The sequence below is a fragment of the Halalkalibacillus sediminis genome, from assembly GCF_002844535.1.
Lineage (GTDB): Bacteria > Bacillota > Bacilli > Bacillales > Alkalibacillaceae > Halalkalibacillus_A > Halalkalibacillus_A sediminis.
This window is the reverse complement of the sequence record NZ_PJNH01000003.1, coordinates 114,362-126,381: the sequence shown is the minus strand read 5'-3', so window position 1 is coordinate 126,381 and position 12,020 is coordinate 114,362. Positions and strand designations below refer to the sequence as shown.

Genomic DNA, 12,020 nt, shown 5'->3' with positions numbered 1-12,020 from the left:
ATTCCCCCTATTTTTTCGTCGATGGACTATTCGCAGATATTGTGAAAGTCATCGTTACGTGTGAGACTTTTTCTTGTACTTTATCGAATGATTCTTCTAACGTGTGAAAAATATCATTAACTTCCCCGTCCAAACGAGTGGCATAGTGGGAAGCACTGACATCAACACCTCGAGCTTTTGATAGATCGATTTGTTCATAGATTTTATCCATATAATCTTCACGGCCCATAGGGTAAAGGGCGAATTTACAGCCTGCTTTTTGAGATATATCTTTCGATTTTACCTCGTTCAATACTTCATCCGTTACGTCCATATACACATCGCCGGAAGAATCCCCTGGGCAACCAATCGAGAACGTCCCGCTCATTGCTACATGTTCACCCGTTTTTGCTGCATGGAGGAAAATCGCCTTAGTGACGTCAAAAATATGAACCATTTTTCCTCGTATACAAGTGCTCACATCGTCCGTGTCCTTCCAGACATTCGTAGTATCTACCTCTTCAAGTGCCCCTAGGATTACATCGACAAATTTGTCTGTCATGGGGTGAAGAGTGAACTGACACCCTGCAATTCTGCTTGTTCCACAATCATTACTCATACTAATAACCTCCTAAAATATTTTTAAAAAATAAGCGTTGTTAAAGTTTGTTGTTGTTTCTGCCGAATTGCTTGAAGGCGGACGCGTTCCTGGGGGCACGGCTTTAACTTCCCAAAACTCGCCACTGCGAGTTTTGCGTGATTTTCAGCTCGTGCTGATCCCCTAGGAGTCGCCACCGCTCACAATTCGTCAGAACCAACGAAGTAGTATTGAATCTAACCTTTCAAATCAAAAACGGACTTTAACTTAGCCTAAAAATAAAAAACTGCACTCCGAAGGGAATGCAGTTTACATGTATGGTTTCAATTTTATTAATCATACAGTCTACTACACTTCCCCACGCTAGTATTATCCAGATCGGGTTCAAAGGGTCAGGCAATGCCTTCTCAGCCACAAAATGTAGCTCCCCTAGTGTTTGTTCGAATATGCAGTTTGTTATAATCTTAGAATAATCAACATTTGGAAATTTGTAAACAGTTAGAGAGGTAATTTTTATGGAACGACAAATAATAATTATGGAAACAGAAAAATATGTTCAGAAACAGTTAGAAGGAGAAGGTACAGGCCATGACTGGTGGCACATCCATCGAGTGACCGAGCTTACCAAGAAGATTGCGGAAAAAGAAAATGCTGATTACTTTATTTGTTTGATGGCCGCTTTGACGCATGATCTGATTGATGAAAAAGTGACGAATAAAACAAAAAGAGCAATGAATCAACTGATGAAGTGGTTCGATCAAATGGAGATACCCTCAAAAGAGCAGAAACGGATTATCGAAATTATCACCACGATATCTTTTAAAGGAGGAAATAAACCTACGCCTTCCACATTAGAAGCAAAAGTAGTCCAAGATGCAGATCGACTGGACGCTATTGGGGCGATTGGGATTGCAAGGTGCTTCACTTACGCTGGTTCAGCAGGGAACATCATCCACGACCCCGAAGTGAAACCAAGAGAAGAAATTACTGAGGAAGATTATCGAAAAAAGGACGGAACAGCCATTCAGCATTTTTATGAAAAACTACTGAAGTTAAAAGACTTGATGAATACCGAGACAGGCCTAAAAATTGCTGAGGAAAGACATAGGTTCATGGAAATATACCTAGACCAGTTTTATATGGAGTGGAATGGAGAGAAGTAGGATACAAGATTAAATCAAAAGATAAATATAGGAGTAGTGAAAATGTCAGAAAATCAAAGAAAAATCCCATTATATATGCAAATTAAAAGTAAATTAATAGACCGCATAAATGAGAACGAATGGAACCCTGGTGACGCAATTCCTTCTGAAAGCCAATTGATGAAGTATTACAACGTTAGTCGAACGACTGTACGTCAGGCAATACGGGACTTAGCGCAAGATGGAATCATTGAAACACGTAGAGGTGCGGCGGCTCGGTTAAAATCGGCACCAGAGGAGGATGTGAATAACACAGGGGTTGTGCATCATGAAGTTGGAGAAGAATTTTCTGTGAAAGTGTTAAGAGCTTACCAGGCAGATAATCACCAATTCGCAAAGCATCAGCTGAAACTCGATGATCATACTGATGTTTATTTGTTGGAACGCATTCGTATAGCAGATGGAATCCCAATCGGATTACAGCAATTATTCACACCTACTTACATCGGAGAGATATTGGAAAAGGAAGGCTTCACTTATTTCGATATATTTCCAGTGTTAGGAAAACATATGGTTAATTATTCAACCATTAAAGAAAATGTGACTTCTTGTCTAGCGAACCAACATGAAGCTGATTTATTAGGCATTATGAGTGGGGATCCCTTGATCGAAATAACTAGATTAACACTAGGGTTAGATCATACTCCAATCGAATTTTCCAAGACGAAATACGTACCATCTAACTTTAATTATAATATAGAAATCGGTCGGTAAATGATGAAATGTCACAACTTGTTGCAATAAGTTATTAACATGTTACAATAAGTTAGGTGAGAGTTAATAACTTACTTAATGCAACAGGAGGTGAAATACTATGGATAAATTAACGAGTATTCGACATGATAAAACTCAAATCGATCTAGTAAAATTGCGCAACTACCGACTTGGACGAGTTCGTGAACAGTTACAATCATTAGGTTATGGTGGGATTGTGTTATTCGATCCAGTCAATTTGAGGTACGCAACAGGCAGTAGGAACATGCAAGTGTTTATGTTACGAAACCCTGGACGTTATGTCTTTATACCAGCAGACGGGCCAGTTGTATTATTTGACTTCCCTAACTGTGAACATTTATCAGAAGGTATTGAAACAATAGATGAAGTCAGATCGGCACTGACTATGTCTTATGTAGCGTCTGGCTATAATTTAGAGGATACAGCTAAGAAATGGGCCCAAGAAATCGCTGATCTCATGCGACAACACGCCGGAGAAAATAATAAGATTGCTGTTGATAAAATTCATCCTTCAGGGGCTATAGCTCTAGCAAAAGAAGGGATGCGTGTGGTTGACGGCCAAGAACCGATTGAGCATGCACGCAGCATAAAGAGTAAAGAAGAGATTGAGGCAATGAAAATATCTGTTCGTACAGCGGAAGCCGGTATGGTGCGAATGGTGGAAGAACTTAAACCTGGTGTTACTGAAAATGAATTATGGTCACACCTTCATCAAACAAATATTGCTCAAGGTGGGGACTACGTAGAAACTCGATTGCTAAGCTCTGGGGAACGAACGAACCCATGGTTTCAGGAGTGTAGTGATAAAGTGATCAATGAGGGTGAACTCGTAGCATTCGATACGGATATGAACGGACCACTAGGCTATTTCACAGATATTAGTCGTACGTTTTATTGTGGTGACAGTAAACCGACGGATGAACAGAGACGCCTTTATCAAACTGCATATGAGCAGGTTCAATTTAATAAAGAGTTGCTTAAGCCAGGTATGACCTTTAAGGAATATGCAGAAAAAGGTTGGCAAATTCCAGATGAATTTTTCCCGAACCGTTACTTTACAGTGGCTCATGGTACTGGGTTAAGTGGAGAATACCCTTACATTGTCTATTCGGAAGATTTCGATGAAAAAGGATACGATGGTGTCATTGAAGAGAACATGGTGATCAGTGTAGAAAGCTATATAGGATCGCCTGGAGGTAAAGAAGGGGTCAAACTAGAAGAGCAACTTCTAGTAACAAAAGATGGCGTCGAAAATTTTTCTTCGTTTCCATTCGAAGAAAAGCTTTTAAAATAGATAAATAAAATTACTTAGTAAGAACATTTAAGAAACAATCATTTATTAATTCAATCAGGAGTGTTTATATGAAAAACGTGAAAAAGTTATTTCCAGTCTTAGTGCTAGGACTGATCTTGCTTCTTGCTGCCTGTGGTGGCGAAGATGATCAGGCTGATAGCGGGGACGGTAATGAAGCTGAAGAGGAAAAAGGTTCTATATCTATAGGAATGAACAACTGGGCAGAAAATGTTGCTGTGTCTAATATGTGGAAGATTGTATTAGAAGAGAAAGGATATGATGTTTCATTAGAGCCTGTTGAGAAAGCTATTCTTTATGAAGGATTAGCAAATCAGGACTTAGATATAGGTATGGAGGTTTGGTTACCTAATACAGATAAATCTTTCTATAATGAATACGAAGAAGAAATTGATTGGCGTGAGAACTGGTATGAAGGAACTGATTTAGCGCTAGTTGTCCCTTCTTACATGGAAGATATTAATAGTATTGAGGACTTGAATGCCAATAAAGAGAAGTTTGAATCTCAAATTTATGGAATCGATCCGGGATCAAGCCTTATGGGACTAACGGAAGAGGTAGTTGCTGAATATAATCTTGACTACGAATTAGTTCCTTCGTCTGAGCCAAGTATGATGGCTGAATTAGATAACCGTATGTCAAGTGAAGAACCAGTAGTTGTTACATTATGGAAACCACACTGGGCCTTCGCAGAAATGGATCTTAAAATCCTCGAGGATCCGAAGAATATTTATGGGGACTCTGAGAACATTCTATATGCCGCTCGATTAGGCTTAGAAGATGAACATCCAGAAATTGTTGAGTGGTTTGATAACTTCATGCTTAATGATGATCAGTTAGGAAGCTTAATGGCAGAATTAAATGAAGCTGAATCAGAAGAAGAAGGTGCGCAGAATTGGATCGATGATAACAGGGATCTAATTGAAGAGTGGACTGGTGGATCAGAATAATCAATTTAAGATATTTAGTTTAAAGGAGTAAGTGATATAAGTCACTTACTCTTTTTTTTATACGATGAAATATCAAGAATCAAGCACTGATCCCTCTAAACAAAGCAGCCCTGCAAAAATTCTACCTTAACAGGATTTCTTCATGTTTAAGTATGCAGTAGGTTTTTTAATTAAATATTTTACGCATATTACTTTGACAGACAAAGTAATATTGTATATGATGTATTTGAGGAGGCGAAATACATGTCATCGAGTATATCTACAGATCTGATCCGAGGGAACACGACAACAATTATTTTGAATGTGTTAAGACAAGGCGATAGCTATGGATATGAAATATATAAAAAGATTATTTCACTTAGCGATAATCAGTATGAATTAAAAGAGGCGACACTTTACACAGCGTTCCGTCGTTTGGAAAAAGACGGTTTCATAGAATCTTACTGGGGAGATGAAACCCAAGGTGGGAGAAGGAAATATTACCGGCTCACTGAAGAAGGCAAGAACAAATATGAAGCGAGCAAAGATGAGTGGTTGTTCGCTAAAGAGATATTAGATCAATTGATTACGGGAGGTTCGGAAGATGGATCTGAATAAAAAAGTGAAAGAATACGTGGACAGTTTATTCAAAGATGTTGGAGAAAGTCAGCAATTATTTGATTTAAAGCAAGAACTAATCACGAACATGCACGAAAGAATCAAGGATTACCGCACAAAAGGAATGAGCGAAGAAGAAGCTTTCAAGGAGGCGAAAGTATCGATGGGTGATTTAAGTGGCTTAGTGGATGATATGAGAACTCACGGCCAAAACGAGGCTAAACAGCAGGTTTATTCATCTATGACGAACCGGATTTCTATAGGTGGAATTGTGATCGGATCCATATTGATATTGTTCGGATTACTGATGTCATTAAGTATGTTTTTTATGGATATTGAACGGGCTGCTGTACCAGCGACGGGGATATTCGCTGTTGCTGGTGGAACAATTTTGACATACAGCATCCTGACCAGAGAATCTTCCTCTGTGTTCGGGATGAATAAGATTCGTGCTGGTCTCTATGCAATTGCTGTAGGCGTCATGTTATTTTCTATCTTTGTCGCACTTACCTCTGGGCTCGCAACTGGTGAGATGTTCATCGCAATCTCCACATTCACTGTATTCTTCATAGGTGGGTTCGGATTGTGGTTAGGTCTTCTATTGACGACTAAATCAACGAGGAAAAAAAGTAACGTATAAAGGTTTTTAAAGAGTTCATGAACAGAATCAATCATGAACTCTTTTTTTTATGACCACCAGATATGAAGCGATTGTTAGCATGAACAAGAAAATGATTAAAGTTATAATTTGCTCATGAATGGAAAGCATGGCTCCCATCATGGTGGCCATCATTGCTGCCATTACTCCTGAAATCATTCCTTCTACTTGTCCGATCGAAGAGAACTTTTTTCCGTAAATGAATCCGATTGCTATTGAAAGAACCATTGCGAATAAGAACGCTGAAAACAGATCTTTGATAATTATTATCGTGGTAAAGCCTATGGTTAGTCCAAAAAATGTGCTAAAAGCCATAGTCAGAACCATTCCTTCCATACCACTGTATGAACGGAAATTCAGATTCCTCATCAAGTTCATAAAAGTAATGAATATAACCAAGATAGACACACTTATTAGTAGCATCTCTATCCCTCCTTTTTAAAGTATTTTGTAAATCATATGCAGAAGCATTTACAAATATACTATAGGGGGGTATAGTAATAATTAGAGGTGAAGAAAAAATGACCAATAAAATAAATGAAGAAGAATTGAATACAAAGCTAGTCACTGATGAAGAGCCCGTTGTGCCACGCAGTCATTCTGAGAAAGAACAAATGCTCAACCGTTTGAAAAGAATTGAAGGGCAAGTACGTGGCCTTCAGAAAATGATTGAGGATGATCGCTATTGTGTAGATGTTCTTGTGCAGATTTCTGCAGTTAACGCGGCATTAGACAAAGTGGGCTATTCCATGATGGAACGACATGCAAAAATGTGTGTCACTGAATCAGTTAAACAAGGAAATGGTGAAGAATATATGGATGAACTGATGAAAGTGATTCGTCAGTTTACGAAATAATAGCTAGGAAGAAGGAGTCTGATTATGAAACAAACACAACTGAATGTTACAGGGATGACATGTGCCGCATGCTCATCACGAATAGAAAAGGTTCTGAACAAAATGGACGGGGTGGAAGCGAATGTCAATTTATCTATGGAACGTGCTACCGTCTCTTATGATGAGGACCAACATAGTGTAAATGATCTGATAGAAAAAATAGATAAGCTTGGATATGGTGTCCAAGAAGAAAAAGTTGATTTGGATATTTCCGGCATGACCTGTGCAGCTTGTTCTACTCGAATAGAAAAAGGCCTTTCACGTATGCAGGGGGTTTCAGATGCTAATATCAACCTTTCAACTGAGACAGGGACGATTTCTTATACCCCTGGGGTGGTATCGGTTGATGAAGTGATCGAAAAGGTGAAGAAGCTTGGATACGATGCGGTAGTCAAACAGGAAAATCAAGATACCGCTTCTAAAAAAGAAAAAGAAATTAGAGATAAACGTAATAAATTCATCTTCTCAGCTATTTTATCTTTTCCATTATTGCTGACGATGATTGGCCATATGCCATTTGATTTAGGTTTCTCAGCACCTGCCTTCATTGAATATCCATGGACTCAATTTGTATTAGCGGGGATAGTGCAGTTCTATGTTGGTCTGCCTTTCTATACAGGGGCTTACAGAGCATTATCCAATAAAAGCGCCAATATGGATGTTTTAGTTGCATTAGGAACTTCTGCAGCATATTTTTACAGTGTCGTACAAACAATTTTATGGCAGACAGGTGCGACTATGCATCCAGAGTTATATTTTGAAACTAGTGCCGTATTAATTACGCTCATTATTTTAGGAAAATATTTCGAAGCGATGGCGAAAGGGAGAACGACTGCAGCGATTTCTAAATTAGTCAGTCTCCAAGCAAAAGAAGCAACCGTCATTAGAAACGGTAAGGAAGAACAGATTCCAGTCGACCAAGTACAAGTAGGCGAACAGATCATTGTGAAGCCTGGTGAAAAAATACCGGTGGACGGTAAAGTGATCGAGGGATCGTCCTCTATCGATGAGTCGATGATTACAGGGGAGTCCATTCCAGTTGATAAAAAGATTGAGGATCATGTGATTGGTTCAACGATTAACAAAAACGGTACGATCACTATGGAAGCTCAAAAGGTAGGGAAAGATACAGCTCTTGCTGGAATTATTAAAATTGTCGAGGATGCTCAAGGTTCAAAGGCTCCGATCCAACGAATGGCGGATAAGATATCAGGTATCTTCGTTCCGATTGTTGTTGCTATAGCAGTTGTGACTTTTGCCAGCTGGTTCTTTATAGTAGATCCAGGTGTTTGGGGACCAGCCTTAGAAGCGTCAATTGCAGTACTCGTAATTGCGTGTCCATGTGCTTTAGGGCTTGCGACTCCAACATCCATTATGGTTGGTTCCGGTCGTGGAGCTGAAAGTGGGATTCTTTTTAAAGGTGGAGAATATTTAGAAGGAACCCAAGCAATTCAAGCTGTTCTATTAGACAAAACTGGAACGATTACAGAAGGTAAGCCACGAGTGACGGATGTTGTGACGCTTTCTGGATCTGAAGAAGACTTCTCGTTAGTCGCTTCAGCTGAAAAACGTTCAGAGCACCCATTAGCCGAATCTGTCGTGGCATATGCTACAGAAAAAGGAATTGAAGTACAGAACCCTACCTCATTCGAAGCAGTATCTGGTCACGGGGTAACTTCTGGTATTGACGGAAAAGAAGTTCTTGTAGGAACTCGTAAATTGATGAAGGAAAGAAATATTGATAGCTCTGCTTCAGAAGAACAGTTAGCTGCTTTTGAAAAAGAAGGTAAAACGGCTGTGTTAGCAGCGATTGACGGCGAATTACGTTTCATCATCGCTATTGCTGATACAGTGAAACCTACTTCAACACAAGCAATCAAAGAACTTCAAGATGAAGGCATCGAAGTATATATGATGACAGGGGATAACCAACTTACAGCTAAAGCTGTTGCTAAAGAAGTAGGCATCCCAGAAGAGAATGTTTTCGCAGAAGTTCTACCTGAAAACAAAGCAGATCAAGTCAAAAAACTACAGAATGAAGGTAAAAAAGTAGCAATGGTTGGTGATGGTATCAACGACGCACCAGCACTCGCTACAGCTGACATTGGTATGGCAATCGGAACCGGTACGGATGTAGCAATTGAAGCCGCTGACGTGACGTTGGTCGGTGGTGATCTGACTAACATCTCTAAAGCGATCAAATTAAGTAAGAAAACAATGCGCAACATCAAACAGAACTTGTTCTGGGCATTATTCTATAACAGTGGAGGAATACCAATTGCAGCTGTCGGTTTCCTAGCTCCATGGGTTGCAGGCGCAGCAATGGCGTTCAGTTCAGTTTCAGTCGTGTCCAATTCATTAAGGTTAAAAAAGCAGAAGTTTTAATAAGTGACTTTATACAGGGGCTCCTTAAAGGGGGTCCTGTTTTTTTGGATTTTGTTTATGCTAAAATGATTTGAATTTGCGTTATTCTCAATAGAATTAAACGGGTTTTGCACTCTGTGATTTAAGGTATGATAGTACATATATTTATTATTAGATTAATAGAATAAGATTATCTATTATGCTAAAATGGTTTTAATTTACAAAAAGGATGATTCACTATCGATTATATGGTAGACAATTATAAATTGGCTGGTTTTTGGAGAAGGCTGGAAGCAATTGTGCTAGATGTATTATGCTTTTATTTGCCTTTGTTTGTTTTGTTTGGGCTGATTTTTGGTTTTAATGACGTTACTGAAGCCGGGGTTGACTTGATATCATTTCTTTACGGCTTGCTATTGCCTGTTTTTTGGAGAGGTTATGTGATTGGAAAAAGATTGAGGAATATACGAATCGTGCAGTCGGACGGTGTGGATGTGACTTTGTGGACGATGGTTAAGCGTGTAATTATCGCGGGAATTGTTTATGGAATCACTCTGGGTATCGCAGCTATTGTTAGCGCATTTATGGTGGGGATTCGTGAAGATAAACGTGCGATTCACGACTTTATTGCAGATACTTATGTGATAGATGAATCTTGATCCGCTTCTCGAAAGAAGCGGATTCTTTACTTCCCGAAACCTTCGGGCATGACAGCAGCGATTACTTCTCCGCTTGCACATTGAACATCGTCTGCAAATACTTCGATGATGACTTTGAATTTCTTTGGGTGGATTTCTTCGATGGTGCCAACAGCCTTTAAAGTTGCCTCAATTGGTGTCGGTTTCAAGTATTTCACTTCTAAAGATGCGGTTACAAATCTAGGAGGAGTGACATCATCTAATGGCTCGTGACCATTTTTTCGATGTAGTGCTAGCGATGCTGAACCAGTCCCGTGACAATCAATTAAAGAAGCGATCAATCCCCCGTAAACAAAGCCTGGAATTGCAGTATGTTCAGCTTCAGGCTTGAAGTAAGTAACCGTTTGATCACCCTCCCAACCTGTTCGGAAATGATGTCCATCGTCATTCAACCTACCACAGCCATAGCAATAGGCTACGTCATTTGGGTATTGATCCTGTATGGCGTGTTTAATTTGTTTTTCCATTTTTCATCTCCTCCTAAAATTATTGATGAGCTTTTATGATATTTATGATTTCCTCGAAAGTTACTTTATGTGTAACTACGTCTACTACAAAATCTTCAGCCTTCTTTTGTTCCATATTGAAGTCTCTGTTGTTGTAACTTAAAAATTGAAGCATTGCCATAAAGGCTGTACGTTTATTTGCGTTATGAAAAGGATGATTTTTAGCTAGTGACTCAAACAAAGCAGCTGCTTTTTCTTCTATTGTTGGATATGCGTCTTCTCCAAAAGCTGATTGTAATGGCCTATTCACAGCAGATTGTAATAACGAAGCGTCTTTTACCCCAGAAATCTCTTCTGAGCTATATATTTCAATTAAATAGACGTTTAGGGTTATAACTTCTTCTTCTGTTAGATATCGAATATTTTTCATTACCTATCGATCAATCCTTTGATTGTTTTGTCATAATCATTTAAATTTCTTTCTAAAACTTTAAAGAAATCATTACTGACGTTTTTGGGTAATTCATATTCTGCTTGCTTTTTAATAACTATTTCATTATTTTCATTTACTTCAATCACCATGGTATCTCCTTTCTTAGCATCTATTTTCTTGAGGACTTCAGTCATGTTCAAGCTTAAACTATTGCCTGATTGGATCACCTTTCGCCTAATCATGTCATCCCCTCCTTTTTTTATAAATACGTGTATACAGTGCATACTTAATATACAGTATGACATTTAATTAGTAAAGGAATATTCCTCATATATGGTAAAATCGGGATAAATGTAAGTTGTAGAGAAAAAACGTTATTTCCCGGGAAATGTCGAATTATAGGAGCTGATTAAAATGAAAACGATTGGAATTATTGGCGGAATGAGTTGGGAATCCACATCTGAATACTATCGGTTGTTGAATGAAGGGGTGAAAGAGCGACTCGGTGGTCTGCATTCAACGAAATGTATTGTTTATAGTGTTGATTTTGAAGAGATTGAAAAATATCAATCATCGGGGAACTGGGAGCAAGCAGGGAAGGTGTTGGCGGATGCTGCTAAATCATTAGAGGAAGCGGGAGCTGATTTGATCATTCTTGCAACGAATACGATGCACAAAGTGATGCATCAAATTGAACAAGCAGTTGCTATTCCGACTCTTCACATAGCTGATGCTACGGCTGAAGTAATCAAGTCTAGGAACTTAAAGAAAATAGGTTTATTAGGCACGAAGTACACGATGGAGCAGGATTTTTATAAAGAACGTGTCGCTTCACATGGTATTGAAATCGTCGTTCCTGAAGAAAGAGATCGAAATGTAGTAAACGATATTATTTTCCAAGAACTCGTTATGGGGGAAATTAAGGAAAGTTCTAGAATAGAATATTTAGAAATAGTCAGTCGGTTAGTCGACCAGGGAGTTGAAGGAGTCATTCTAGGGTGTACGGAGATTGGGTTATTGATTAAACAGAAGGATGTTTCTTTACCACTATTTGATACTTCGCATGTGCACGTGGGGAAAGCGCTGGATCAAGCACTGGCTGAAAATTAATATCTCAAATAAAGGTATTCCTATAAATTTGTAGAATCAATA

At 38.9% G+C, this 12,020-nt stretch carries 15 protein-coding genes and 1 riboswitch; of the genes, 10 read left to right on the top strand and 5 right to left on the bottom strand.

Annotated features, from left to right (window positions below; genetic code table 11):
* Window positions 1-7: 7 nt before the first annotated feature.
* Window positions 8-598, bottom strand: a complete 591-nt coding sequence (locus tag CEY16_RS10320) for a YkoF family thiamine/hydroxymethylpyrimidine-binding protein (RefSeq protein ID WP_101331934.1) — start codon at window positions 596-598, stop codon at window positions 8-10.
* A 317-nt stretch (window positions 599-915) separates the two neighbouring features.
* Window positions 916-1,018: riboswitch (TPP riboswitch) on the bottom strand.
* A gap of 74 nt (window positions 1,019-1,092) precedes the next feature.
* On the opposite strand from CEY16_RS10320, the gene CEY16_RS10315 reads away from it, so the two are divergent.
* The 6 genes from CEY16_RS10315 (at window position 1,093) to CEY16_RS10290 (ending at window position 6,013) form a co-directional block, all read left to right on the top strand.
* A complete protein-coding gene (locus CEY16_RS10315) occupies window positions 1,093-1,740 on the top strand; it encodes an HD domain-containing protein (protein ID WP_101331933.1) in 648 nt (215 codons plus the stop codon).
* Between the two features lie 42 nt (window positions 1,741-1,782).
* Window positions 1,783-2,493 carry a GntR family transcriptional regulator gene (locus tag CEY16_RS10310; RefSeq protein WP_101331932.1) on the top strand — a complete coding sequence of 237 codons (711 nt, stop codon included), beginning with the start codon at window positions 1,783-1,785 and terminating at the stop codon, window positions 2,491-2,493.
* 100 nt (window positions 2,494-2,593) lie between these two features.
* The gene (locus CEY16_RS10305; RefSeq protein ID WP_238378830.1) at window positions 2,594-3,808 is read left to right on the top strand and encodes a M24 family metallopeptidase; all 1,215 of its coding nucleotides are present in this window, start codon (window positions 2,594-2,596) and stop codon (window positions 3,806-3,808) included.
* Between the two features lie 68 nt (window positions 3,809-3,876).
* Window positions 3,877-4,776 (top strand): glycine betaine ABC transporter substrate-binding protein, encoded by a 900-nt coding sequence (locus tag CEY16_RS10300; protein ID WP_101331931.1) that lies wholly within the window; start codon window positions 3,877-3,879, stop codon window positions 4,774-4,776.
* Between the two features lie 243 nt (window positions 4,777-5,019).
* Window positions 5,020-5,373, top strand: a complete 354-nt coding sequence (locus CEY16_RS10295; RefSeq protein WP_101331930.1) for a PadR family transcriptional regulator — start codon at window positions 5,020-5,022, stop codon at window positions 5,371-5,373.
* On the top strand, window positions 5,360-6,013 hold the full coding sequence (locus CEY16_RS10290) for a permease prefix domain 1-containing protein (RefSeq protein WP_101331929.1): 654 nt from the start codon (window positions 5,360-5,362) through the stop codon (window positions 6,011-6,013). Before CEY16_RS10295 ends, CEY16_RS10290 begins: the two co-directional genes overlap by 14 nt.
* Window positions 6,014-6,040: 27 nt before the next feature.
* Here CEY16_RS10290 and CEY16_RS10285 read toward each other — a convergent pair whose 3' ends face one another.
* Entirely contained in the window at window positions 6,041-6,454 is a 414-nt protein-coding gene (locus CEY16_RS10285; protein WP_101331928.1) for a hypothetical protein, read from the bottom strand.
* A 98-nt stretch (window positions 6,455-6,552) separates the two neighbouring features.
* On the opposite strand from CEY16_RS10285, the gene CEY16_RS10280 reads away from it, so the two are divergent.
* From CEY16_RS10280 to CEY16_RS10270, 3 genes are all read left to right on the top strand, one after another.
* Window positions 6,553-6,888: a metal-sensing transcriptional repressor gene (locus CEY16_RS10280; protein WP_101331927.1), complete on the top strand. Its 336-nt coding sequence runs from the start codon at window positions 6,553-6,555 to the stop codon at window positions 6,886-6,888.
* 24 nt (window positions 6,889-6,912) lie between these two features.
* Window positions 6,913-9,312: a heavy metal translocating P-type ATPase gene (locus tag CEY16_RS10275; protein WP_101331926.1), complete on the top strand. Its 2,400-nt coding sequence runs from the start codon at window positions 6,913-6,915 to the stop codon at window positions 9,310-9,312.
* A 227-nt stretch (window positions 9,313-9,539) separates the two neighbouring features.
* Window positions 9,540-9,950 carry an RDD family protein gene (locus CEY16_RS10270; RefSeq protein WP_101331925.1) on the top strand — a complete coding sequence of 137 codons (411 nt, stop codon included), beginning with the start codon at window positions 9,540-9,542 and terminating at the stop codon, window positions 9,948-9,950.
* Window positions 9,951-9,976: 26 nt separating this feature from the next.
* Here the strand turns inward: CEY16_RS10270 and CEY16_RS10265 are convergent, their stop codons facing one another.
* The 3 genes from CEY16_RS10265 to CEY16_RS10255 are packed head-to-tail and all read right to left on the bottom strand — an operon-like array spanning window position 9,977 to window position 11,110.
* Window positions 9,977-10,456 carry a PaaI family thioesterase gene (locus CEY16_RS10265; RefSeq protein WP_101331924.1) on the bottom strand — a complete coding sequence of 160 codons (480 nt, stop codon included), beginning with the start codon at window positions 10,454-10,456 and terminating at the stop codon, window positions 9,977-9,979.
* 19 nt (window positions 10,457-10,475) lie between these two features.
* Window positions 10,476-10,865 carry a type II toxin-antitoxin system death-on-curing family toxin gene (locus CEY16_RS10260; RefSeq protein ID WP_101331923.1) on the bottom strand — a complete coding sequence of 130 codons (390 nt, stop codon included), beginning with the start codon at window positions 10,863-10,865 and terminating at the stop codon, window positions 10,476-10,478.
* Complete coding sequence (locus CEY16_RS10255; RefSeq protein WP_101331922.1) at window positions 10,865-11,110, bottom strand: AbrB/MazE/SpoVT family DNA-binding domain-containing protein; 246 nt, start codon at window positions 11,108-11,110, stop codon at window positions 10,865-10,867. The genes CEY16_RS10260 and CEY16_RS10255 overlap by 1 nt, the downstream gene beginning before the upstream one ends.
* A 172-nt stretch (window positions 11,111-11,282) precedes the next feature.
* Between CEY16_RS10255 and CEY16_RS10250 the strand changes: the two genes are divergently transcribed.
* The gene (locus CEY16_RS10250) at window positions 11,283-11,978 is read left to right on the top strand and encodes an aspartate/glutamate racemase family protein (RefSeq protein WP_101331921.1); all 696 of its coding nucleotides are present in this window, start codon (window positions 11,283-11,285) and stop codon (window positions 11,976-11,978) included.
* Window positions 11,979-12,020: the final 42 nt, after the last annotated feature.